This window comes from Acinetobacter sp. YH12095, from assembly GCF_013419245.1.
GTDB classification, from domain to species: Bacteria; Pseudomonadota; Gammaproteobacteria; order Pseudomonadales; family Moraxellaceae; genus Acinetobacter; species Acinetobacter towneri.
Window position 1 is genome coordinate 1 of the sequence record NZ_VPAL01000015.1, and the last position, 22,249, is coordinate 22,249.

General features: G+C 41.9%; 23 protein-coding genes and 1 rRNA gene. 10 read left to right on the plus strand and 14 right to left on the minus strand.

Annotated features, from left to right (window positions below; translation table 11 throughout):
- From FTU35_RS13360 to FTU35_RS10155, 4 genes are all read right to left on the minus strand, one after another.
- Positions 1-77 (minus strand): 16S ribosomal RNA (locus tag FTU35_RS13360); the annotation flags it as partial.
- Positions 78-535: 458 nt separating this feature from the next.
- On the minus strand, positions 536-1,618 hold the full coding sequence (locus FTU35_RS10145; protein ID WP_104853049.1) for a DUF6670 family protein: 1,083 nt from the start codon (positions 1,616-1,618) through the stop codon (positions 536-538).
- A 40-nt stretch (positions 1,619-1,658) separates the two neighbouring features.
- Positions 1,659-2,483, minus strand: a complete 825-nt coding sequence (gene pssA / locus FTU35_RS10150; RefSeq protein WP_004976213.1) for a CDP-diacylglycerol--serine O-phosphatidyltransferase — start codon at positions 2,481-2,483, stop codon at positions 1,659-1,661.
- A gap of 43 nt (positions 2,484-2,526) precedes the next feature.
- Positions 2,527-3,384 carry a 23S rRNA (adenine(2030)-N(6))-methyltransferase RlmJ gene (locus tag FTU35_RS10155; RefSeq protein WP_026438537.1) on the minus strand — a complete coding sequence of 286 codons (858 nt, stop codon included), beginning with the start codon at positions 3,382-3,384 and terminating at the stop codon, positions 2,527-2,529.
- A gap of 116 nt (positions 3,385-3,500) precedes the next feature.
- Between FTU35_RS10155 and FTU35_RS10160 the strand changes: the two genes are divergently transcribed.
- Positions 3,501-4,103: a 2OG-Fe(II) oxygenase gene (locus FTU35_RS10160; protein WP_154321049.1), complete on the plus strand. Its 603-nt coding sequence runs from the start codon at positions 3,501-3,503 to the stop codon at positions 4,101-4,103.
- 86 nt (positions 4,104-4,189) lie between these two features.
- Positions 4,190-4,717, plus strand: coding sequence for a hypothetical protein (locus tag FTU35_RS10165; protein WP_154321050.1), 528 nt, complete (start codon positions 4,190-4,192; stop codon positions 4,715-4,717).
- Positions 4,718-4,786: 69 nt separating this feature from the next.
- Here the strand turns inward: FTU35_RS10165 and FTU35_RS10170 are convergent, their stop codons facing one another.
- The 6 genes from FTU35_RS10170 to FTU35_RS10195 form a co-directional block, all read right to left on the minus strand.
- Entirely contained in the window at positions 4,787-5,044 is a 258-nt protein-coding gene (locus FTU35_RS10170; protein ID WP_026438086.1) for a DUF2789 family protein, read from the minus strand.
- A 164-nt stretch (positions 5,045-5,208) separates the two neighbouring features.
- Positions 5,209-5,457 (minus strand): DUF2789 family protein, encoded by a 249-nt coding sequence (locus tag FTU35_RS10175; protein WP_096901745.1) that lies wholly within the window; start codon positions 5,455-5,457, stop codon positions 5,209-5,211.
- A 205-nt stretch (positions 5,458-5,662) separates the two neighbouring features.
- Positions 5,663-6,880, minus strand: a complete 1,218-nt coding sequence (locus tag FTU35_RS10180) for a YeeE/YedE family protein (protein WP_154321051.1) — start codon at positions 6,878-6,880, stop codon at positions 5,663-5,665.
- A 236-nt stretch (positions 6,881-7,116) separates the two neighbouring features.
- Positions 7,117-8,103: a malate dehydrogenase gene (locus FTU35_RS10185; RefSeq protein ID WP_019836931.1), complete on the minus strand. Its 987-nt coding sequence runs from the start codon at positions 8,101-8,103 to the stop codon at positions 7,117-7,119.
- 204 nt (positions 8,104-8,307) lie between these two features.
- Positions 8,308-8,955 (minus strand): ribonuclease I, encoded by a 648-nt coding sequence (locus FTU35_RS10190; protein ID WP_154321052.1) that lies wholly within the window; start codon positions 8,953-8,955, stop codon positions 8,308-8,310.
- Between the two features lie 106 nt (positions 8,956-9,061).
- The gene (locus FTU35_RS10195; RefSeq protein WP_171501138.1) at positions 9,062-10,948 is read right to left on the minus strand and encodes a lytic transglycosylase domain-containing protein; all 1,887 of its coding nucleotides are present in this window, start codon (positions 10,946-10,948) and stop codon (positions 9,062-9,064) included.
- A 358-nt stretch (positions 10,949-11,306) separates the two neighbouring features.
- Between FTU35_RS10195 and miaB the strand changes: the two genes are divergently transcribed.
- From miaB to ybeY, 3 genes are read left to right on the plus strand one after another with little or no spacing between them, the layout of a single operon-like run.
- Complete coding sequence (miaB, locus tag FTU35_RS10200) at positions 11,307-12,761, plus strand: tRNA (N6-isopentenyl adenosine(37)-C2)-methylthiotransferase MiaB (protein ID WP_004976194.1); 1,455 nt, start codon at positions 11,307-11,309, stop codon at positions 12,759-12,761.
- A gap of 39 nt (positions 12,762-12,800) precedes the next feature.
- Entirely contained in the window at positions 12,801-13,874 is a 1,074-nt protein-coding gene (locus FTU35_RS10205; RefSeq protein ID WP_154321054.1) for a PhoH family protein, read from the plus strand.
- 43 nt (positions 13,875-13,917) lie between these two features.
- A complete protein-coding gene (ybeY, locus tag FTU35_RS10210) occupies positions 13,918-14,400 on the plus strand; it encodes an rRNA maturation RNase YbeY (RefSeq protein ID WP_004976192.1) in 483 nt (160 codons plus the stop codon).
- Positions 14,401-14,612: 212 nt separating this feature from the next.
- Here ybeY and FTU35_RS10215 read toward each other — a convergent pair whose 3' ends face one another.
- A complete protein-coding gene (locus FTU35_RS10215; protein WP_171062604.1) occupies positions 14,613-15,470 on the minus strand; it encodes an energy transducer TonB in 858 nt (285 codons plus the stop codon).
- 275 nt (positions 15,471-15,745) lie between these two features.
- Here FTU35_RS10215 and FTU35_RS10220 point away from each other — a divergent pair, with 275 nt between their 5' ends.
- The 4 genes from FTU35_RS10220 to FTU35_RS10235 all read left to right on the plus strand — a co-directional run bounded on the left by FTU35_RS10220 (position 15,746) and on the right by FTU35_RS10235 (position 18,644).
- Positions 15,746-16,420, plus strand: coding sequence for a hypothetical protein (locus FTU35_RS10220; protein WP_004976182.1), 675 nt, complete (start codon positions 15,746-15,748; stop codon positions 16,418-16,420).
- 145 nt (positions 16,421-16,565) lie between these two features.
- A complete protein-coding gene (locus FTU35_RS10225; RefSeq protein WP_004976176.1) occupies positions 16,566-17,279 on the plus strand; it encodes a DUF3108 domain-containing protein in 714 nt (237 codons plus the stop codon).
- Between the two features lie 128 nt (positions 17,280-17,407).
- Positions 17,408-17,983: a xanthine phosphoribosyltransferase gene (locus FTU35_RS10230; protein WP_004976172.1), complete on the plus strand. Its 576-nt coding sequence runs from the start codon at positions 17,408-17,410 to the stop codon at positions 17,981-17,983.
- 262 nt (positions 17,984-18,245) lie between these two features.
- Positions 18,246-18,644: a hypothetical protein gene (locus tag FTU35_RS10235; protein WP_154321055.1), complete on the plus strand. Its 399-nt coding sequence runs from the start codon at positions 18,246-18,248 to the stop codon at positions 18,642-18,644.
- Between the two features lie 61 nt (positions 18,645-18,705).
- Here the strand turns inward: FTU35_RS10235 and FTU35_RS10240 are convergent, their stop codons facing one another.
- Together FTU35_RS10240 and wrbA are read right to left on the minus strand one after the other, a co-directional pair.
- The gene (locus FTU35_RS10240) at positions 18,706-18,897 is read right to left on the minus strand and encodes a hypothetical protein (RefSeq protein ID WP_004976167.1); all 192 of its coding nucleotides are present in this window, start codon (positions 18,895-18,897) and stop codon (positions 18,706-18,708) included.
- Between the two features lie 285 nt (positions 18,898-19,182).
- Entirely contained in the window at positions 19,183-19,779 is a 597-nt protein-coding gene (gene wrbA, locus FTU35_RS10245) for an NAD(P)H:quinone oxidoreductase (protein WP_026438329.1), read from the minus strand.
- Positions 19,780-19,893: 114 nt separating this feature from the next.
- On the opposite strand from wrbA, the gene FTU35_RS10250 reads away from it, so the two are divergent.
- Positions 19,894-21,141 carry a YihY family inner membrane protein gene (locus FTU35_RS10250; protein WP_131261034.1) on the plus strand — a complete coding sequence of 416 codons (1,248 nt, stop codon included), beginning with the start codon at positions 19,894-19,896 and terminating at the stop codon, positions 21,139-21,141.
- Between the two features lie 146 nt (positions 21,142-21,287).
- Here FTU35_RS10250 and FTU35_RS10255 read toward each other — a convergent pair whose 3' ends face one another.
- A complete protein-coding gene (locus FTU35_RS10255) occupies positions 21,288-22,226 on the minus strand; it encodes a DMT family transporter (RefSeq protein WP_131261036.1) in 939 nt (312 codons plus the stop codon).
- Positions 22,227-22,249 lie beyond the last annotated feature (23 nt).

Here is a 22,249-nt window from a genome sequence, read left to right on the forward strand (position 1 = left end):
AACCTCGCCCGCTCGACTTGCATGTGTTAAGCCTGCCGCCAGCGTTCAATCTGAGCCATGATCAAACTCTTCAGTTAAAATCATTTTGAAGTTTTAATCTAAACTTCCAAATCTGGCTCATCAATTTCCTGACTTAAATTTCGCTCAAATAAACTTCGAGTAATTTAAACCAATCAATCAATGAAATATTTTCGATCAATCAATCAGTAAAAATCCACACAAGTTGTTCTTCATAATCTCTTAATGATCTTCTCGATGCTTCGTCAGCATCAAGCTAGGTCGGCTATATTACGCTTTATTTCTAAAGTGTCAACTGGTAATTTAAATTATTTTAAACTTTCTTTCTAAAACTCAACTTAACCATTTTCAATCAAGTCATTGTTTTATCAGAAGTTTTAATCTTCATCACCGCCGATGGATGTGCATTATAGGGCAAATATTTCGCCATGCAACCCCTCTTTTTAAGTTTTATCAGTTTTTTAGTCCGAACGGTTAATTATTCAGCAAAATACTTCACTTTTCCACAAAATACTGTTTATTTCTTTTTCTTGATCATAAAAGGTTCAGGATTCATAACTACATCTGGCATTTTTTCTGGCTGATCATGTTCCTGCCATTTCAGTGCGCGGCAGTCGATATATTCACAATAGCCTCCTTCTCCTTGTTGTTGATCGCCATTTATAGCCAACTGATATTGAAAACTTCCGACATAACCTGCTGCAGCCCCAAATTTAAAATCACCACGACTCTGCGCCTGTAAATGAATTGAGGTGCCATCTTCATCTTGATAACGCCATTCAAACTCACGTGGCAAATACATACACTGACCTGTTGGCGTTTTTACTTTTGGATAAACCCGTTGAATATTAAATTGTACTTGCCCATCAAATACCCGAGTTTGCTCCGTGTTCGCATTTCGCAGATAGATTCGAGATTGCAAAATTCGATTCAACACATCACGACTTTGTAGCAATATCATTTGTTGCTGATGATTCAGATTAATCACTTGATAGCAAAAAAATGCCACAGCGAAATAAGGAAACTGGATTGAGCGGGCAAACTCAAAACTACCCAATTGCTCAATCTGAAAATGCTGATCTTTATAGCGCACACTACCCTGACACTGACACAACAAAGACCAATGTTCTGCCAAATTCATTCGCAATTTAGTGAAATATGAAATTGTAGAGCTTGTGGTGATCTTTAAATCAAAGCTAAGTTCGCTATCTTCACGTTGAATATGAAATTGCGGAAAGTGTCCAGTAATGCGCTCTTTATTGGCAAACTGAAAATACTCTGCAGTAAATACGCAATCATGTTGTATTGAATAATGATTGGACTGCCCCACCATGTGTGGGCTGCTACTACAAAGAATACTGGCTGTGTCTAAAGCTGAGGTTGTAATCACATTTTCAGGGCGCAGCATTGCGGTATTTAGGCTGCCCAATAAACCAATAAAGTTGAGATAATGTAAGGGTGCAGGCAAATTAGGAAGAATTAAGCCCTGATAGATAAATTTATAATGATGTTTTGGGGCGTGATAAGGCAGTTTGGCGGTTGCCGCAGGAGTTTGATTGAGTTGTTTGGAACGATCGAGAAAATCTTGAAACAGCTGCATATCAAACTCCTTGTGAGTTGATGCTTTTATGAAAGCTTAATTAACTCACTGCATTTTTTCTTGCCATAAAAGTGGTCACAAAACCTGAAAGTGCATAAATAATTGAAATCACTAAAATTCCAACAGGAATATTATAAGTCATGGCTGCAAGGATAAATACTGCGATTGGCAATACAAAAAACGGCACACGCTTACGATCAAAGGTTTTAAATGAATAATATTTAATATTGGAAATCATCAACAATCCTACTGCAATAATAATCACAGCATTGAGGATTTGTAGACCAATTTCACGAATATCATACAGTTCAGGAAAATCCCGTCCTACCCAAACCAGCGACACGATAATCAGCGCAGCCAAAGGACTTGCAACACCAATAAAGTAGCGTTTATCGACCACACCAATTTGCACATTAAAACGCGCCAAACGGAATGCGGCACAAGCCGTATAAACAAAGCAAGCCGCCAAGCCGATACGACCTAAATCATGCAAACTCCAGCTATACATCAAAATCGCAGGTGCAACACCAAAGGCGAGCATATCGGATAATGAATCAAACTGTTCGCCAAATGGACTTTGCGCACCAATCGCACGTGCCACACGACCATCTAAACCATCAAACAATGCTGCTAGAAAAATGGCATAAATCGCTTGGCTAAATTCGCCATTCATACTGGCAATAATGGAGTAAAAACCCGACAGCAAGGCTGCCGTGGTAATCAGGTTTGGCCACAGATAGATACCACGACGTTTCACCTTTTGCCCTTCACGGGTATGTTCTTCTTCCACCACTTCAAATGTAATTCCGTCATGCTCAAGATCACGGGAACTATATTCTCCTTCGGGTTTGGATGTGTTTGTCATTATTTTGTGTCCTAACTGTAACCTGAACGTCTATTTAAATTTTTTATTCGCCAACTAACCAACGCACTGCAGCATGTCCACCATGTTCTTGCATACGCAAGTGCGGGAACAACCATTGCAGGGCTTCATCTGCATCTTCAGAGAATTTCCATGGTGGATTAATCACCAATAAACCACAACCGTTTAAGCCCACAGGAGTATCGTCAGGCCACACACAAATTTCACAAATGAGTTGACGGCGAATACCTGTTTTAAACATTTTCTTTTCAAAACGTTCAATCATGGCGCGGTCTTTAATTGGATACCACACCGCAAATACGCCTGTTGGCCATTTTTTATGTGCAGCTGCCAATAATTCAACCAACTGAGGGAAATCTTTACGTTCCAATTCATACGGTGGATCAATCATCACCAAACCGCGTTTTTCTTTTGGTGGAATGACGCCCAATAAACCTTCGTAAGCATCACGCTCATGTAAACCTGCGCGTTTGTCACGAATGTTATGACGCAATTGCTGGAATACATCGCGCTGCATTTCAAAAATAGTTGCTTTGTCGATGTCACGCATACCTTGTAAAGCAAACCATGGCGAACCGGGATATGCACCTTGCCCATCCGTTTCACGCATTGCTTCAACCAGTTTTAAATACTGCTGTACGCCTTCTGGTGCCTGACGTTTGATTGAATCATCTAGTTTCACTAAACGATGAATACCATTTAAAAATTCGCCCGATTTTTGTGCAGGTGCTAAAGATAAGTCATATTTACCCGCACCGCCATGTGTATCGACATAGCGATAAGGTTTATCTTTGGCATTTAAACGTGTCAGAATTTGCAGCAATAAAACATGCTTCATGACATCGGCAAAGTTGCCCGCATGGAAATGGTGACGATAATTCATGTTTGGTTCATTCCTAAAATCAACCGACATTTTAGCATGAAAAAAAGTTTCATTCAGGAGCTTGTATTCCTCTAAAATAATCAGCTTGTCTTGCATTTTGTCTGAGTATCTATTTTATGGACGCCACACTGCTTCCAAAATCTTGGAATATTGATCAAATTCTTGAAGATTTAGATTTGCATGGTTTTGCTATGCTGGATGATGCCTATTCACCTGAATATCAACAACAGGTTCTAGCAGAGTGTAGTCAAAATTTAGATCAATTTCGTGAAGCAGCCATACAAAATGGTGTGATCAGCAAAATTCGCAGTGATCATATTTTATGGATTCACGAAAATTTAAGCTTTGCCCAACAACATACCCAAACCCTTTTGGCTTTGGCTGAACAATTCAATCAGGCATTTTATTTAGGGATTCGTGAGGTCGAAGCACATTTTGCCAGCTACCAAGCAGGTTCTTTTTATGCCTTGCACCGCGATAACCCACAACAAAAAAATGATCGGGTGATTTCTGCTGTCTATTATTTACACCCTGAATGGCAGACAGATTGGGGTGGACAACTACGTTTACAAGACAAACATGGAGCATGGCAAATTATAGAACCACGCCCAAATCGGATTGCAATTTTCCAAAGTGATTTATTGCACGAAGTTTTGCCTGCGACACAGCAACGTCTTTCCATTACCGCATGGCTACGCAGCGGCAATCAACTTTGGTAAAAACAGACCGCATTTTTCAGACTATTGGCTTTAAAACTGTAAATTTGCCCCGATGTAGAGCAAATATTGCTATCAGGAATTCACCCATGCGCAACTCGACTCAACAGCTTATTCAACGTATTGGGGAAACCGACCAACTTTTTTTACAAGGCAATACGCCTGAATTGGCATTAGAACGTGCCGATTTACGCTTACAATTGGTGAGTTTGAGCGAGTTACGCCAAGAACAGATTTACTTTTTGCAAGAAGCCATTGTGCTGTTGGAACAAGGTCGGATTGAATTTGAAGAAATACCGTTGACGCTGTATATCAACTTGTCTTTGCATTTAGCCAAAGCCTATATGATGTATTTTGAGCTGACCCGCGATGCAAAATACGCCTTAATTACTCAACAAATTTTAAAAGCCATGACTCATTATGCACATGGAGATATTTTCTTTTTCTTGGCCTATGCCAGTGCCAGTAAAAATGAAAGCGCACTGTGTCGCCACTGGTTAGGTAAGTACAGTAAAACTGCCGAATTTGATTTGGAACTCTTACAAATTCACCCTGCTTTTAACGCCTATCAAACAGAAGTCTGGTTTAAACAAATTCTCAAAAGCAGAATGCATTAAAAAAACGCCTCAGAACGTTCTGAGGCGTTTTTTTATACTAAAAATATTAAAGATGATAATGACTTGAACCTAAACAGCTTGTAAACGATAAGCATCTAAATGTAATTGTTGATTGAGTTCATCAATCCAAATGGCCCAATCATCGTCTTGTACCAAATGACTGATTAAAAATTCACGTTGTGATTTATTCCAAAACGGCGCTTCATGTAAATTAATATGTGCAGGTAATTGATGCGTACGTACATACAATTCAATGGCTGCAGGGCTGCTGGCTAAACCGAGTTGGCTGAATAACATGGCTAATGATGGAGTATTTTGCATGAGCACCTTGCCCCCTTTTATTAGTTTCGTTGTAATTCCTTATTCAACCAACTTATAACACTTTGTATAAAAAACCCAGTCTTCCGACTGGGTTTGTTGTATCTTTTTGTGAGCACGCAGTTTACTGGCTCTTTTTAGATGAAAAGTATTTGATTTAACTTAAATACCGATTAAACACTCGGGTGTTGATCACTATGCAATTGCTCATTTAAGGTTTCAATCACAATGGCCCAATCATCATCTTTTTTCCAGTGACTTTGCAAAAATTGGCGCTGCCCTTCCGTCCAAAACTCGGCACAGTGTAATTTGGTTTCTGCAGGTAATTGATGCTCACGAATAAATTGATCAATTGCTGCATCGTCAGCATCTAGACCCAATTGTTGAAATAACAGTTCTAAAGTCGGTTGTTGGTCAAACATGGCATCCTCCTTTGATTCGTCTTGTACTTTTAATGACCTTAACCTGCTTCGAGCCGCAATTCAGCAGCAGCCGAGTTGCAGCATGTTATTTTTTGTACGATGCGATATACCTAAAGCATCCCACTCAATATTCTTAACACGATGACAGGCAACAAAAAAGCCAGTCAATGTAAACCGACTAGCTTTCATCTACTTAAATTAAAAGTTAGCAACCTGTTAGTTTTTCAGGCTGTGGCTTTTCATTTGGAAAGAAGATTGGGCGCAATTTCACACCAATGGCATTCCCCATAAATGCAAATACTAGCCATAACCAACCATGCACACTGCCCGAAGCAATTCCGCTAAAGTATGCGCCAATGTTACAACCGTAGGCCAAACGTGCACCATAACCAAGTAATAAGCCACCTATAACAGCCGCAACCAGTGAACGGTGTGGAATATTAAAGTTCGGGGCAAATTTTCCAGCCAAACTTGCAGCAAGCAATGCACCCAACATAATGCCAAAATTCATCATAGAGGTGATGTCATGCCACAATGAATTTGCCAATGCTTTAGCATTGCCTGACTGCTGCCAATAATCCCAAGCGCTTACATCTACACCCGCAAAAACAGCAACTTTTGCAGCCCAAACTGCAAGCGCAGAAGTCACGCCCCACGGACGACCAGCCAATACCAAGGTAGCAAAATTCAGCAGCGTTAAAATAAGCCCACCCCAAATTAACGGCCAAGGACCTTTGAGGAAACGCTTCCAACCATGGTACTGACTTTGCGGCTCGACTTCTAAACTGCCATGACGTTTCTTTTCAAAAAACACGGTTGCGGCAGCAATCACAGCAAAAATAACAAAGCTTAGAATAAGTGCAGGAATCACCCCAAAACTTTCGACAATCGAGATTGGCGCCAAATGCGGCAGATTAAACCACCAATCTAAATGCGAAGTGGCAATCAGTGAACCTAAGCAGAAGAAAAATAGCGTAACCAACATACGCGCACTGCCACCGCCTACCGTGTATAGCGTACCCGATGCACAGCCACCCCCCAACTGCATGCCAATACCAAAAATAAAAGCACCAATCATGACCGACATCGACACAGGATTGACATTGCCCTTGACGGGATTGCCAAACAACTCACCTGCACCTAAAGCAGGAAAGAACAACAACACCGCCAAGCCCAGCATAATCATTTGAGCCCGCAAACCACGACCACGACGTTCTTTAATAAACACACGCCAGCTAGAAGTAAAACCAAAAGAGGCGTGATACAACGTCATCCCCAAAGCACCACCAATTAAAAATAACAGTGCTTGATTTAGACCCACGATTTGATAGGCGCCGATAGTACCGACAACAAGTAAGATAAAAGCCACCCAAACCGAAACATTCGATCTATGGGCACTTGCAACAATAACTTGACATGACAGAGAGAAGATTTGAAAAAGGAAACCCGCGTATTCTAAGCAATTTCCCCTACCGTGCAGGTCAATCGACCTATTTTATAGTCGCTTATCCATTCTGATATTTGATAAGCAATATGAGCTTAGCTGATGATAGGCTTTTAATTGCAAAGATAAAATCAAGCGCAAAAAAAATGCCAGTCAACTTTTAGGTTGACTGGCATCACTCCCGAAGGAGTTTTAACTTAATCTAGCAGATTAAATTATTTAATCATGTCAGCAATTGCTGCGCGTTCTTCTTCAAGTTCGTTTAACGTGAAGTTGATACGCTCACGGCTGAACTCGTCGATTTCAAGACCTTGAACGATTTTGTATTCGCCATTTTCGCAAGTTACAGGGAAACCGAACATTACGCCTTCAGGAATACCGTAAGAACCGTCAGAAGGAATACCCATAGTTACCCATTCGCCGTTTGTGCCAAGCGCCCAATCACGCATGTGGTCAATTGCAGCGTTTGCAGCAGATGCAGCAGAAGATAAACCACGTGCTTCGATGATCGCAGCGCCACGCTTACCAACTGTAGGAAGGAATACGTCTTTGTTCCATTCAGCATCGTTGATTTTGTCTTTTAAGCTTTCTCCATTTGCAGTTGCAAAACGGTAGTCAGCATACATTGTTGGAGAGTGGTTACCCCAAACTGTCATTGTTTTGATGTCAGAAACAGCAACGCCAGCTTTTTGAGCAAGTTGAGTTAACGCGCGGTTGTGGTCAAGACGTAACATTGCTGTGAAGTTTTTCGCTGGAAGATCTGGAGCAGATTTCATTGCGATGTAAGCATTCGTGTTCGCTGGGTTACCAACAACTAGAACTTTAACATCACGGCTAGCAACTTCGTTAAGTGCTTGACCTTGACCAATAAAGATTTCACCGTTTACTTTAAGAAGGTCAGCACGCTCCATACCAGGACCACGTGGACGAGAACCAACCAATAACGCGTAGTCAGCATCTTTAAATGCCACTTTAGGATCATCAGTACCGATCATGCCAGCCAATAATGGGAAAGCACAGTCGTCAAGTTCCATCATTACGCCTTTAAGCGCAGCTTGAGCTTTCTCAAAAGGAACTTCTAATAATTGAAGGATAACTGGTTGGTCTTTACCCAACATTTCACCGCTAGCGATACGGAATAATAGGCTGTAACCAATTTGACCAGCAGCGCCAGTAACGGCAACGCGAACAGGTTGCTTCATGTAATTATCTCCAATTGAGAGGATAGTCAATGCGATTAAATAGCTGTTCTATCTAATCTTAATAATCATAAACGCGAAAGATTGTACTCCAATCATTCAGCGGATGCATGCAAAAGCGCATCAAATTCCACAAAAGTCTGATAGAAAATATGAATAAAATTTCTCAAAAAGCTTAAAATTCAGAAATTACAGTCACCTAGCAAACTAGTAAGAACCTTTAATGACAAACTGATTCGGGCAATTTGATTCAATCGCTGCACCGCACTGCTTATAGCGTCCTTCGGTGTTATAACAAATTTTGATTTCAGTTAAATAACTTTTACCTTGATGGTTAGAGCACTGAAAATGCACGCTTTTTGATGACATACCTGAATTGGACTTGAGAAACAAACTCCGTAGTTGTGACAATTGCACCGTCTGCGTGTCTTGGCCTGTCAATACCGAAGGCACGTTCATCCGATCTGCATTATTAATAATCATGCGAAAATACTGACTGGCATTCATGGGCACACAGCCGCCAATACCTTGCCACAATTGTATCCGTGCAGCTTCATCAGGCATGACTCGCGCCACTACCTTCGCTTGTAGCGGCGGTAACTTCGCCGATGACTGAGTGCTGCACTCACGCGCAGCAACTTCAGGATATAAGCCTTCAATATTCAGTGAGTAGCCTTCTAAACATTTACGCTTTTTGCTTTTGCTCGAATCGATTAAACACACGGCGGGCGTCATTTGCACGGACATCACATAGCCTTGCACGGGGGCAGAAAATGTATTTTGCGTACACAAAACCAAAGCTGTACCACTCAAACCGAGCAATGTAACTTGAATTGGCTGTAAAACTGTACTCATCCACATTTTCAATGCTTCAGCCCCCTAAATTCTTATACACCCAATGACTCACGCATCTATATATCAACACGCATGATCATCTAACTGTATCACTTGTAACATTTTCCTAAGGTGTATTCCGAGATGGAATATGTTGCATACGGCTACTCATTGATTGTCCACCCTGCCCCAACAGCACACCATAGTGCGTGGCATTGGTCATGACATGCTTGACATAGTCACGTGTTTCCAACAAAGGAATGCTTTCAGTATATTGGTCTGCCGCAATTTGCTGAAACTCTGGCTGCCAACGGCGTGCACGATTTGGCCCGGCGTTGTATCCTGCTGTGGCCAGCACAGGGCTATTGCTTAATTGTCGCTGAATGGTCGACAAATAAAATGTACCATAACGAATATTGGTATTCATATCACTCAGCGCGGCAGGATTATAAGTTTCACCCATTTGTCGTGCAACCAAACGTGCCGTATCGGGCATGATTTGCATGAGTCCACCTGCGCCGACATGCGAACGTGCAGTGGTATTAAAACGGCTTTCCTGACGCATCAATCCATAAGCCCAAGCAGGGTCAATACCTGCATTTTGACTGTGGCTCACAACATAATTACGATGTGGCATAGCATAACGGTAACTATAGTTGTGCTTATTCACAGTACGATCTGCTGCATAAATGGCACGATCATACCAACCCATATCGGTTGCACGTTTAGCCGCTGCCAAAATCAAGCCATCATCTTGTCTTAAATACGCCTGACGCACCGCCCAGTTCCATTCACGATTGACATAATTGGCAGGTGCATTAATTTCACGCAAGGCAAAGGCACGGTTAAAGTGAATATCTTGATTCAAACGCTGTAAATCATTGGTACTTGGTTGGGTATTCGCAGGATTCGTATTGTAAGTTTGCCCAAGACGATCTTTCGCCAACAAGTTGTGATAATCATCACCCTGTGCCAGTTTTTTATAAATATTTTGCGCGCTGCGTTTCGATGCTGCATCACCACGTTGTTCTGAGGCACGTGCCAACCAATATTGCCAACGATCTTCCTGTTTTTGAGTCACACTCATGCTGTCTACAGCACGAATCACACTTTCCCATGCGCCAAAACGAATCGCCTGACGGGCATAAATTTCTGCTTCTTCGGGACTAAAAGGTAAGCCATAACTGGCGTCTAAGGCACTTAACACTTCACGCTTAAAATTGTTTTTCATGACTGTAGTGCCGCCAATATATCCCACAGCACGATACAAGGCTTTTTGTACCGATTCTGGCGCACCTTCTGCACTGCGTTTTAGTGAAGAAAGTGCCGAGTCTAAATCGCTATCGGCTAAACGTCCGATCGCATAAATAAGATAGGCATGGTCTTCGTTGCTTGCTTTAGGCGCAGACCACAAATAATTCAGTGGATTGGCTTGAATGCTGTTCAATTGTGCCAAACTGATATTCATACCTAAACTTTGCGCAGTCGCTAAAGCGAGCCCTGACTGCCCTGCACGCAATTGTGCCCATAAGCGTTGCTGTTTATCTTGCTGAGTCATAATTGGACTAGAGAGCATCATTCGACCTAGACCTGTACAAGATTCAGGTTGTGAGTTCGTGGTCAACCAAACATCTTTAAATTCCGCGACCACCAAAGGATCACCCGAACGGGTACGAACTTGTGCCATGGCACAGCTTTCGGCCTGATCAGCATTACTCACATAGGCAAGCACAGGTTGTGCACTGCTAAAATCGGCCTGTTTCACTTTTTCTTCGATGTAATCGGCTGCGAGTTTTTCTGCCATCGCTGATTGTGGATGGCGCTGTGCAAACTGAACAATTGCACTGGCAGGTTGCATGCCCAAATTGGTGTTCAATGCCCAGTATTCAGGATAGTAGCCCAAAACATCATTTTGCATGGCATATTGATACTGCTGCAATAAATCGACATCACCTGAATTGGCTGCACGCAGTGCATCATTAAACTGTTCATTTGCGGCATGCGTACCCGTCATCACGGCAAGCGAAACCAGACTTAGCACAAGCTTTTTCGTTAATTTATTATTTTGTTTCATCATTTGCAGCATTCGCTTGCCTTCAGTCATTTACTTCTGCCTCGAGATCCGCATCCAATCATTCAGCTTAGTTTAATTAGTCTAGAACCCAAGTTGTGTTCTGTTATGTAACCTTATGATTAGACACTATTAATCTTGAAATCAATCTTCCAACAATTTTGCTTCACATTTCAAGTATGTGATGCACGGATTAAAGGCTGTCAGTTTATCTTGAATTCCTGCTAAAATACGCCCCTCTGTTTTATCTATTCCGTTTATTTTTATAAACGAACTCGTGAATTATCTCTTAGGAGCCTACATGACGGTTCAAACCTTCATCCCGAATGGTGCCCAAGCTGCCTCAGAAAACACTGTTACCCAGCCACAGCACACCCCAGCCGACGGTTCAGTTAAAAAACTGTATATCGAAACGCAAGGGTGTCAGATGAATGAGTATGACAGTCACCGTATGGCAGACCTTTTGGGCGACTCGCACGGCTATGTGCTGACCAGCAACCCTGCCGATGCCGATATTTTGCTCATGAACACCTGTTCAATTCGTGAAAAAGCCCAAGAAAAAGTATTTTCTGAATTAGGACGTTGGCGCAAGCTTAAAGAAAAAAATCCTGATTTGGTCATTGGTGTAGGCGGTTGCGTGGCTTCTCAAGAAGGCGACAACATTCAAAAACGCGCACCGTATGTGGATATGATTTTTGGCCCACAAACCTTGCACCGTTTGCCACAAATGCTTGATCAGCACCACGATCAAGTTGAAAAACCAAAGAAAGAAAAAATCAAACTGGTGGATATTTCTTTCCCAGACATCGAAAAATTCGACTTTTTACCTGAACCGCGTGTTGAAGGGTTTAAAGCTTTTGTGTCGATTATGGAAGGCTGTTCAAAATACTGTTCTTTCTGCGTAGTGCCTTACACGCGCGGTGAAGAAGTTTCACGTCCTTTAGATGATGTCTTAGCTGAAATTGCGACTTTGGCCGAAAAAGGCGTGCGTGAAATTAGCTTGCTCGGTCAAAACGTAAATGGCTATCGCGGTGAAACTTTTGACGGTAAAATTTGTACTTTTGCCGATTTACTGCGTTTGGTTGCCGAAGTACCTGGCATTGGACGAATTCGCTACACCACATCACACCCGCTTGAATTTAATGATGATTTGATTCAATGCTACCGTGATTTACCGCAAATGGTGTCGCATTTACACTTGCCTGTGCAAAGTGGTTCGAATGATGTGCTACAAGCCATGAAACGTAACCACACCATTGATGTGTATATCGACAAGATTGCCAAGTTACGTAAAGTACGCCCAGACATGCACTTATCTAGCGACTTTATTATTGGCTTCCCGGGTGAAACCGATCAAAACTTTGAAGAAACTTATCAGTTTATTCAAGATATGGATTTTGACCACTCGTACAGTTTCATCTATTCAAAACGTCCAGGTACGCCTGCATCTGAACTTGAAGACACCACACCTGAAGATGTGAAAAAAGAACGTTTAGCCAAAGTTCAACAATGGATCAAACAATCGAGTATTGATAAGACCGATGCCATGCTTGGCACGGTACAACGTGTCCTAATTGAAAATGTTTCCGACAAAGACCCGAACATTTTAGTGGGTACGGCCGACAATACACGTTTAGTAACATTTATTGGTGACCCTGCTTGGGTCGGACGCTTTGCGGAGATTGAGATTACCGAGATTAAAACTTTGAATTTAGTTTACGGTGAACTCTTGAATCTTGAGCCTGACGTGGCGTAATGTAGGAGCTAAAGTCCAATAACAGATTAAGGAATTCTCTTGACTGCAGCGATTCGACGTACAGTAACTTTTCCTGGCATTTCAATGGAACGTCTAAAAAGCATGCTCGGTGCTTATAACGGACATTTGAAACAAATCGAACAACGTCTAGACGTCCAAATTTCTCATCGTGGTGACACCTTTTTTATAGATGGGGAAATTGATGCAGTTGAACGAGCCGAAACGCTCTTGCAACGCCTGCATGAAGAAGCGGAAAGCTCTGCACAAATTAGTGCAGACACGCTCCACATGATGATTCAGGGCAGTCAGACTGACCGTGAATTACAATCGGATGATGGGCAAGAGCATACTGGATTGGATGCTGTTTGGTTGCAAACCCGCAAAGGGCGCATTAATCCACGCGGTGCCAACCAAAAGCGTTATGTGCAACGTATTTTGCAAAGTGATATTTCATTTGGTATTGGCCCTGCAGGTACGGGTAAAACCTATTTGGCTGTTGCCGCTGCCGTAGATATGTTGGAACGCAATGAAATCCAGCGGATTCTATTGGTGCGCCCTGCGGTTGAAGCGGGTGAAAAACTGGGCTTCTTACCGGGTGATTTAACCCAGAAAATTGACCCGTATTTGCGTCCCCTTTATGATGCCCTGTATGAAATGCTCGGCTTTGAAAAAGTTGCTAAGCTGATTGAACGTCAAGTGATTGAAGTTGCACCACTGGCGTATATGCGTGGTCGTACCCTCAACCACTCTTTTGTGATTTTGGATGAAGCCCAGAACACCACGCCTGAACAGATGAAGATGTTCCTGACCCGTTTAGGGTTTGGTTCACGTGCAGTGATTACCGGTGATGTGACTCAGGTGGATTTACCACGTGGTCAGCAGTCTGGTCTGGCACATGCCTTACGTGTGATTGATAAAATCCCTGAAATTCATATTACTCGTTTCCATTCTCGTGATGTCGTGCGTCACCAGCTGGTTCAGAAAATTGTTGAAGCCTATGAAGGCTGGGACAGTGAGCAACAGCGTTTAAGTGCCGAAGCGCGTGCAGAACGTAAAGCGCGCCAGGAAGCATTAATTGCGGAAAATGATGCCGCAGCAGATGCACAGCACTAATCGCTGTGCGCTCTGCAACCTACTGAAGTATTAAGGATTCATTTTGAAATTAAGTCTCAGCCTGCAACAGGACATTCAAGCGCCTGAGCTGGTGTTAAAACGTGCCTATCTGAAAAAAGTAGTCGAAACCACTTTAAGACATATAGACACCCAAAGTGATTGTGAAATTGGAATTGCCTGTGTCGATCATGCCGAAAGTCACAAGCTCAATCTGGAATATCGCAAAAAAGACAAATCTACCAACGTCTTGTCTTTCCCAAGCGATTTACCCGATGAAATGGCACAAGTTTTGCCGAGCTTCCCTATTGGGGATTTGGTAATTTGTATTCCTGTGGTTTTACAGGAAGCTGCAGAACAAGCCAAAACACCATTAGCGCATTTCACTCACATGCTAGTACATGGCACGCTGCACCTTATGGGCTATGATCATGAAACCTCAGATGAGGATGCCGAAGAAATGGAAGCTTTAGAAGTTGAGATTCTTGCCAAGTTGGGTTTGGATAATCCATACATGGAAAGAGATTGAATTTTAAGTTTTAGAAAATCATAAAAATAGCGGGCTAAGGCTCGCTTTTTTGTTTAAAACTACTCCCTCCCAATGGGAGGGAGAACATTCATTAGAGTCCCATGATTGCTAAATACCAGAAGAACATTGCTGCGTAAAGCAGAGAGTAGATTCTTGTTACTTGTCCACAAAGTCCTCTCTCCCTTTGGGAGAGAGCCAGAGAGAGGGAAAAACTAGCGCACCTCAAACTCAGCTTCAGCAGGGTCAAAACGCCACGTCCGTACAATCCGCAATTCAGAAATATCTTTCATTTTGGCATCAAATGCACCAAAAGGTGCGGCTTTACGCACCGAAGCTTTGGCTGCTTCATCTAGCATGGCATGTCCTGAACTTTCAATTAAACGAATGGCACGAATCCCACCATTGTTGTTCAAAATCACCATTAAACGTACTTCGCCTGCCAAATTCTGTGCTTTGGCTTGTTCTGGATAATAACGGTTACCATAAAATTCGACTTTTTGACGGAATTTTTCCATATAACCAGCGGTGTTGTCTTGCTTGGCCTGAATCCCATCGATGGTTTTAATTTTTTGCTGACGGCTAAAATTTTGTTGGCGTTGTAAATATTGCGCTTCAATACTGGCGACCATGGCAGCCTTAGCTTGGAATTGGCTATTCAACTCCTGCATGGCTTTTTTGCGCTGATTTTCTGCAGCCTGTTTTTGCCAACTGAGCGTGGTCATCAATACTTTTTCTTCAAAGTTTAATTCACGCTGTTGCTGCATACGCTCTAAACTTTCCAATTGCTGCTCCCCTGCACTTTGTTCAGTCATGGGTGCAGGCATATCACTCGACATGCGATGTTCTTCACGGAACGTACCTGAACCTTGCTGATCGGCTTGGGCTAAGAAATCTGCATCTTCAACTTTTGCATCGCTCATGCGTACCGATACCGCAATCTCTTTGACCGCAGCATCGCTTTGTTGCGGTGCAGCAAACTGCACGGCCAAAATTAATGCGTGCAATACAGCAGCCACCAGCAACGCTGCAGCAAAAATAGGATCTTTCCACCAATCTTGCGTAGAAGGCATCAATTGAATTTTTTTTAGCATCACATTAATCCGACAAAACGTCTGATTCCCCAAGCCGCCAAATGCGGTATAAACTAAAGAGCATATTACTTTGCTCAGTTTTTGCTTTTCTGCAAAACTGCGAAGTTCATCAAAAAGCTGACTACTGAGCCTTAAAATCTTAAAAATGGTGCAACTTATTTTGCTAAACTGCAAGCTTCTATGCCTGTATTTTTAATACAATTCGACAAAATATTTGTATCTGTAAAGAATGAATGAACGACTTGGACGGCCGTATGCAAACCCTGATCACCAATATCTCTCAACGTATCCGTCAAGTGTACCAAAAAGCGGAAGGATTTATTGAGGATGAACGTGAATTTCCATTATCTCAGGTCTTCTTAAATGCGACTTTTCAGCGCTTTGTGACCGATAATGTGAAAATGTTGCAAGATCTGCACGCAGACTTACACGACGACTGGTTACGTCTTTATGCAACCCTAGATTACAACGGCTTGAACATCACTCTGTCTGTCGATTTAAAATTAGTACAGATGGAATTGAATAAAGATACTCAGCTGATTGTGTTTGAACAAATTAGTGACACGCAGGTGATTGAAGCAAGTTATCCAAGTTTTTTGCATAAAATCGCTGTGAAGTGCGCTTTATTTTACTATCAAAAAATACGCAATGATGACCCTTTAGGCATGATTTTAGAAAAACTCAAAGTCATTAAAGTCAAAGATGATTTGCTGCATTTAGATTTAAATCGCTGGTTGGGCAAAAGCCGCTCTATCATTGACACACTCAGCAAAGTTCATGTGAATCATGCGGTATTACGTGAAGCGGAATTGGTGCTCACTGGCAACGTCAATTTAACGGCGTTGTTCCGCAAAATGTCTGAAGAAAGACTAGAAGATGTGGAAGAATCTCTTGCAGATACGCAAGTCACACCGCTGAAACAAAAATAAAGCTAAGCTGAAACTTTAGAAGAGAATACATACAGGAAAACTACACAAGCCGCATAATTCCTAATTTTCTCTTCATATTCAACGCGTATAATGGCAACAAGCAAGCAAATTGCATCTCCCTACATACAGAGGAAATATCTCAGCAATGGCAAATCATGTATTGAAAAAAATGGGTATGGCAGCCGGTGTGTCTACAGCACTGTTTTTGGCTGGTTTCTCTAGCCAAACATTTGCCATGAGTCCTTTCCAAGCCAGTTATCAATTTAACTACAATGGTAAAAACTTAGGTTCTGCAACACGTACTTTAAGCCAAACAGGTAACCAATGGAGTTATGTGTTTGCTGCCAAAGCAGGCGTGATTGCCTCTGCTACAGAAACTAGCCGTTTTAGTTTTAATAATGGCAAAATTGGCTCATCTAGCTTTAGCCGCAGCAGTAAGATTTTGGTGCATAACAACACCATGAGTATTAACTTCAATCCTTCGGCGAAAACCATTAACACCAAAAAGGACAGCGACACCCGTTCTTTTGCGTGGAAAGCGGGCGTGTTGGATGAGTTGAATGCGGAACTGCAAATCCGTGAAGACTTAAAAAGTGGCGGTTTAAAATCGAGCTACTATATTGCCGATAATAAAGAGGTGGAATCACGTCGCTTTATTAAGCAAGGTTCAGAAAAAATCAAAACCAGTTATGGTACTTTTGATACCATTAAAGTGGTGCTGAAACACAACAAACCAAACCGTGATACGATTTTCTGGTTGGCACCAAAACTTGACTACTTGCCTGTTAAAGTTACCCACCAAGACAAAGACAAGTCTTATGGATTATTACTCACAGGCTATAAAGGCCCGACCAACTAATTTAGAATATAACTACTGAGCAAAGCTTGGCAGTTATTCACCATTTGGTAAATTGTTCTTGCATTTTTTCAGGTGCTTTTTAAAATACGCTTTTGCTTTGAAAAGCACCTGCTCTTGAGGATTCTCCCGTGCATGCACTAGAACAGAAAATTTTAGCCGAAGGTATCGTTCTATCTGAAGCGGTTCTAAAAGTCGACTCTTTCTTAAACCATCAAATTGACCCTGTGATGATGCAGCAAATTGGTCAAGAATTTGCGCGTTTGTTTAAAGATGCAGGCATCACCAAAATTATTACCATCGAAGCTTCTGGCATTGCACCAGCTGTGATGGCAGGTTTAGAGCTTGGTGTACCTGTAATTTTTGCACGTAAATATCAATCTTTAACCTTAAAAGATGATTTATACCGCTCTAAAGTATTTTCATTTACCAAGCAAACTGAAAGCACGATTGCCATTTCAAACAAACATATTAGCGCTAGCGACAAAGTCTTGGTGATTGATGACTTTTTGGCAAATGGTCAAGCTGCACTCGGTTTAGCAGATTTAATCCATCAAGCCAATGCAGAAGTCGTGGGTATTGGGATTGTGATTGAAAAGTCATTCCAGCCGGGTCGTGAATTATTGCTTGAAAAAGGCTATCGCGTTGAATCATTGGCACGAGTAAAGTCTTTGGCAAACGGTACAGTTGAATTTGTACGCGATTAAGGTCGATTAAAACTGATGTTGGTTCATCATTTAAACCCGATGATCAAAGAGTGCTTAGGCGCTCTTTTTTTTATGCTTTTTTTAAACTTAAACAACTCATTTACATATATTGAATTTACAAAATAGCCGCGCTACGCCATTCTGCACTTGAAATAACAGTGATTCAGCAGTCTAGTTTTTCTGATTGCAGCTCTAGACAGCACTTTTTAGATCGTCTGCGTGCATTGATGCATGCGGCATGAGCATAAGGCAATTTACAGTCATGACACAAGACAATCCGTTGATGCAACACAGTATCACCTGTCCGAAATGTGGTTCAACTCAAGTTGAAAAACGCAACCATCAACAAAACTTACAAAAAATTGGTGGCGTGTTATTAGGCTCTGCAGGTACAGCAGCAGGTACTGTGGGCGGCGCAGCTTCGGGAGCTTCTATTGGTGCGGCAATTGGTACAGCCGCAGGGCCATTGGGCGTGATTATGGGCGGCACGATTGGCACGTTTGTCGGGGCAATTAGTGTGGGAATCACAGGCGGTTTTCTTGGGCATCGCTTTGGTAAAAAAGCAGGTGTAATTGTCGATCAGAATATTTTTCTGGATTTTCAATGCCTCAAGTGCAAACACCGCTTTAAAGAAAAAATTCAAACAGCCAAGCAACTCTAAATAGCCCTAAATCAATTTCAAAAAAATGCTGCACATGGCAACACTTTTTGATTGTATCTTTTTATTTTGCAGTGCTGCTTGCAGAAGTCATCACAGTTTTTTGTGCCGCTAAATACTGTGCTTCCGCAGGTTGTTTTTCAATACGTTGTTCTTCTGGAAAACTCAGACTATGCACAATTTCAGTCGCTGCAACACTCGACCATGAACACCCTAAACTCATTAGACCTAACCCAATCAGCATCCACTTATTCATTTTCACTTTCCTCAATCTCTCATTTTTACAGCAGTCCGTTGTGCTCAATACATCTGTCTGCAAAAAAATGCTGCGTGAACCGTGACAGAAAACTCTGCTTTTAAAGCGGTTATTAGACGTGAAAAGAGAAAACTGAATATCACTGCAAATGGTGATTTTAGGTGAAAAGTGAACTTATTTTTTAGCACGCTCAATGCTACATAAGCCAATCGAATTCAAGTACAAAAGATAAAAGCGTAAAACGATATCCACATTTTACGCTTCATCTTAATTAAAGAAAGAATCTCACATGCCCTGTAATTTTTTTACCATTTCACCTAGGCGTTGTCCTTGCGCTTCACAAAGGATTTTTTCATCCTGACTCAAAGCCTGATCGTGGCGCGGGCCGCTCACATGCGTTGCACCATACGGCGTACCGCCCGTTTTGGTATTTGATAAAGCAGGATGCGCATTATGCAATCCCATAATCATCATTCCGTGGTGAAACAATGGTGGCAACATGGTCAATAAGGTACTTTCCTGTCCACCATGCATCGAACCCGATGAGGTAAAAACGCAGGCAGGTTTATTGTGCAATGCGCCATTCAGCCACAGACTAGTGGTTTGATCCCAGAAATATTTCATTTCAGATGCCATATTGCCAAAACGTGTAGGTGAACCTAAAGCCAAACCTGCACAATTGGCCAAGTCATCCAAAGTACAATAAATATCACCTTCGGCAGGAATACTTGGCTCTGCTTGTTGCACCACGGTCGAGATATTTGGCACAGTTCTAATTTTAACGGGCATGCCACTAGCCTCCACCCCGTTGGCAATTAAATGTGCCATTTCTTTGGTAGAACCATATTTACTAAAGTACAAAACCAGAATATATGCTTGCATCATGCTAAGAAATCAGACTAAAAATGAAAACTATACGGTATTTTGCTGCTTTTTTGGTTAAGCTTAACCATGAAAACAGATAAAGATGATTAAAAAAGTTGAGACAGCCACTGTATGATCGTTGAGTATTTAAAGAAACTGCCTTTTTATGACAAACAATGGTTTCAATTTGTCTTATTTGTGCTGCGTCGCTTTGAAGCAGATCGCTGCCGTGAACAAGCAGGCTCTTTAACCTACACTACCCTGTTTGCCGTTGTACCTATGCTCACCGTATTTTTGGTGATCATCTCATCCATTAAGGCACTCGAACCTGCACGGCAACAATTACAACAACTGATTTACAGCAACTTTTTACCTAAAACCACCATCGCCTTTGATAAAGCCTTAAATGCCTTTACCGACAAATCTAGCAACTTAACCGTCATCGGGATTTTGTTTTTATTCGTGACCACGGTGATGATGCTGACCAGTATTGAAACTGTGTTTAACCGAATTTGGCGGGTTAAGGAAACCCGTGGCGGCATTATGGGTTTTATGCGTTACTGGACCATTATCTCATTAGGCCCTATTTTACTGGGCAGTGCTTTTGTCATTTCCTCAACTTTGGCATCTATGAATGTGCTGAGTAATAACTTTGCAGGTTATGAACTCAATGGCGCATTTATTTTATGGCTGATTTCATTTGCCCTAACCATTTTAGGTTTTTTTATTCTGAATTGGACCATTCCCAACCGCAGTGTACCTATTAAAGCCGCATTAATTGCGGGGGTTTTCAGTGCTGTTGTATTTGAATTTTTGAAAAACCTGTTTGGTTTTATTATGTCCAACTTCACCAGTTATGAAATTATTTATGGTGCTTTTGCTGCCGTACCTATTTTCTTACTGTGGATTTTCCTGTCTTGGAATATTGTGCTGTTAGGTGTTGAAATTAGTTATGCCTTGACCGCTTTTGAAGCCAGTCGCGAAAAAAAATGCCATCCGCTGCTCATGCTATTGGACTTACTGGAATTGTTTTACAAAAAACAAATGCGCGGAGAAAGTGTCACTGAAGCTGAAGCCTTAGATGTATTGGGACGTAATGAAATTGGGCGCTGGCCGTCTTATGTGCTGATGCTAGAACAACAAAATTTAATTAAACGTACTGAAAATGATGAATTTGTTTTGGTGCGCAATTTATCTCAGGTAGATTTTTGGAGTTTTTATTCACAGCTACCGTATTCATTGCCACGTCGTCAGGACTTGGCCAATGTCTATCCTGATGATGAATGGATGCAAAAACTTGGCCCCGTACTCAGTGAAACCGATGACTATTTGGCTGCCAAATTGTCGATTCCGCTCTCTAAGATTTTTGAAGAAAAATAATCTTGTACGCGCTCGCTAGATTTTAAATATCACCCATCTTCAAATTTAAACCCGTATTGAGCTACTAGGTTATTTGAAGATGATTTTTACATGACAACATTGCTGATGTTGAGTCTTGCTCAAGTTCATGGAAAAGCTGCAAATACTTATTTTCTTTTTAGTACTTGGGTTTTATGTTTAAACCAACATTGAGCATTCACCATCAACACCCCCAGCATGACCAAAACAGCCCCAATCATAAAACTTTGGCTCAAGCTTTCATTCAACAACCATACACCAAACAATACGCCAAATAATGGCGTTAAAAATGAAAACACGCCTAAACTGGATGCTAAATATTGTTTCAGCAACCAAAACCAAGCGAGATAGCTAATAAACGAAATCAATACCGCATGAAAAATCAAACTGCCTATGGCTAAGGCTGTCCAATAAATTTCAGCCTGTCCCATCCACCATGCCATCGGCAGTAAAATCAAAAAACCACCCATCAATTGGTAAAACAAAGTTTGTGTTGCAGGGGCTTCCGATAAACGACTTAGACGTACCGCAACAGTTGTGGCTGCCCAAAGTATGCCTGCACTCAGCGCAAGTAAATCGCCAAAAAGCATCTGGCTGAAGTTTTGGTGGCTCTCTTGTTGCACAGTATCACGCCATAAAAAAGTCACCGCTATGCCAGCAAAAGACAACAGAATCCCGCCCCATTGCAAGCGAGATAAACGCTCTGCAGGTAGTTTCCAATGCAACGCTAAAGCCACAAAAATAGGCGCGGTATATAGTAAAACCACCACATGCGACGCAGAAGTATATTGAATCGCCTGCCCTAACATAAAAAATTCTGCGGCAAATAAAATACCCACCAATATGCCTGCAGGCAGATATTCAGTCGAAGCCCATTGTGTATTTCTTGCAAGCAATAACAAAGGCAACACCATCACAGCAGACAAGCCTGAACGCAGTGCCAATTGCATCAAGGGTGAAATATCTGCCGCAGCAACTTTTAGCACCACTTGTTGCAAACCCCAAAAAACACACAAAATTAGCATCATACTGCTGGCTTTTGCATCAAGTGCTTGGCGTGAACTCATGGCTGAACCTGATCTGAGATAAA

Excerpts from the sequence above, each read along its gene's own strand:
- FTU35_RS10145 (WP_104853049.1), bottom strand. The coding sequence starts at position 1,618 with ATGCAGCTGTTTCAAGATTTTCTCGATCGTTCCAAACAACTCAATCAA.
- pssA (WP_004976213.1), bottom strand. The coding sequence starts at position 2,483 with ATGACAAACACATCCAAACCCGAAGGAGAATATAGTTCCCGTGATCTT.
- FTU35_RS10155 (WP_026438537.1), bottom strand. The coding sequence starts at position 3,384 with ATGAATTATCGTCACCATTTCCATGCGGGCAACTTTGCCGATGTCATG.
- FTU35_RS10160 (WP_154321049.1), top strand. The coding sequence starts at position 3,501 with ATGGACGCCACACTGCTTCCAAAATCTTGGAATATTGATCAAATTCTT.
- FTU35_RS10165 (WP_154321050.1), top strand. The coding sequence starts at position 4,190 with ATGCGCAACTCGACTCAACAGCTTATTCAACGTATTGGGGAAACCGAC.
- FTU35_RS10175 (WP_096901745.1), bottom strand. The coding sequence starts at position 5,457 with ATGTTTGACCAACAACCGACTTTAGAACTGTTATTTCAACAATTGGGT.
- FTU35_RS10185 (WP_019836931.1), bottom strand. The coding sequence starts at position 8,103 with ATGAAGCAACCTGTTCGCGTTGCCGTTACTGGCGCTGCTGGTCAAATT.
- FTU35_RS10190 (WP_154321052.1), bottom strand. The coding sequence starts at position 8,955 with ATGAGTACAGTTTTACAGCCAATTCAAGTTACATTGCTCGGTTTGAGT.
- FTU35_RS10195 (WP_171501138.1), bottom strand. The coding sequence starts at position 10,948 with ATGACGGGTACGCATGCCGCAAATGAACAGTTTAATGATGCACTGCGT.
- miaB (WP_004976194.1), top strand. The coding sequence starts at position 11,307 with ATGACGGTTCAAACCTTCATCCCGAATGGTGCCCAAGCTGCCTCAGAA.
- FTU35_RS10215 (WP_171062604.1), bottom strand. The coding sequence starts at position 15,470 with ATGCCTTCTACGCAAGATTGGTGGAAAGATCCTATTTTTGCTGCAGCG.
- FTU35_RS10220 (WP_004976182.1), top strand. The coding sequence starts at position 15,746 with ATGCAAACCCTGATCACCAATATCTCTCAACGTATCCGTCAAGTGTAC.
- FTU35_RS10225 (WP_004976176.1), top strand. The coding sequence starts at position 16,566 with ATGGCAAATCATGTATTGAAAAAAATGGGTATGGCAGCCGGTGTGTCT.
- FTU35_RS10235 (WP_154321055.1), top strand. The coding sequence starts at position 18,246 with ATGACACAAGACAATCCGTTGATGCAACACAGTATCACCTGTCCGAAA.
- FTU35_RS10240 (WP_004976167.1), bottom strand. The coding sequence starts at position 18,897 with ATGAATAAGTGGATGCTGATTGGGTTAGGTCTAATGAGTTTAGGGTGT.
- wrbA (WP_026438329.1), bottom strand. The coding sequence starts at position 19,779 with ATGCAAGCATATATTCTGGTTTTGTACTTTAGTAAATATGGTTCTACC.
- FTU35_RS10250 (WP_131261034.1), top strand. The coding sequence starts at position 19,894 with ATGATCGTTGAGTATTTAAAGAAACTGCCTTTTTATGACAAACAATGG.
- FTU35_RS10255 (WP_131261036.1), bottom strand. The coding sequence starts at position 22,226 with ATGAGTTCACGCCAAGCACTTGATGCAAAAGCCAGCAGTATGATGCTA.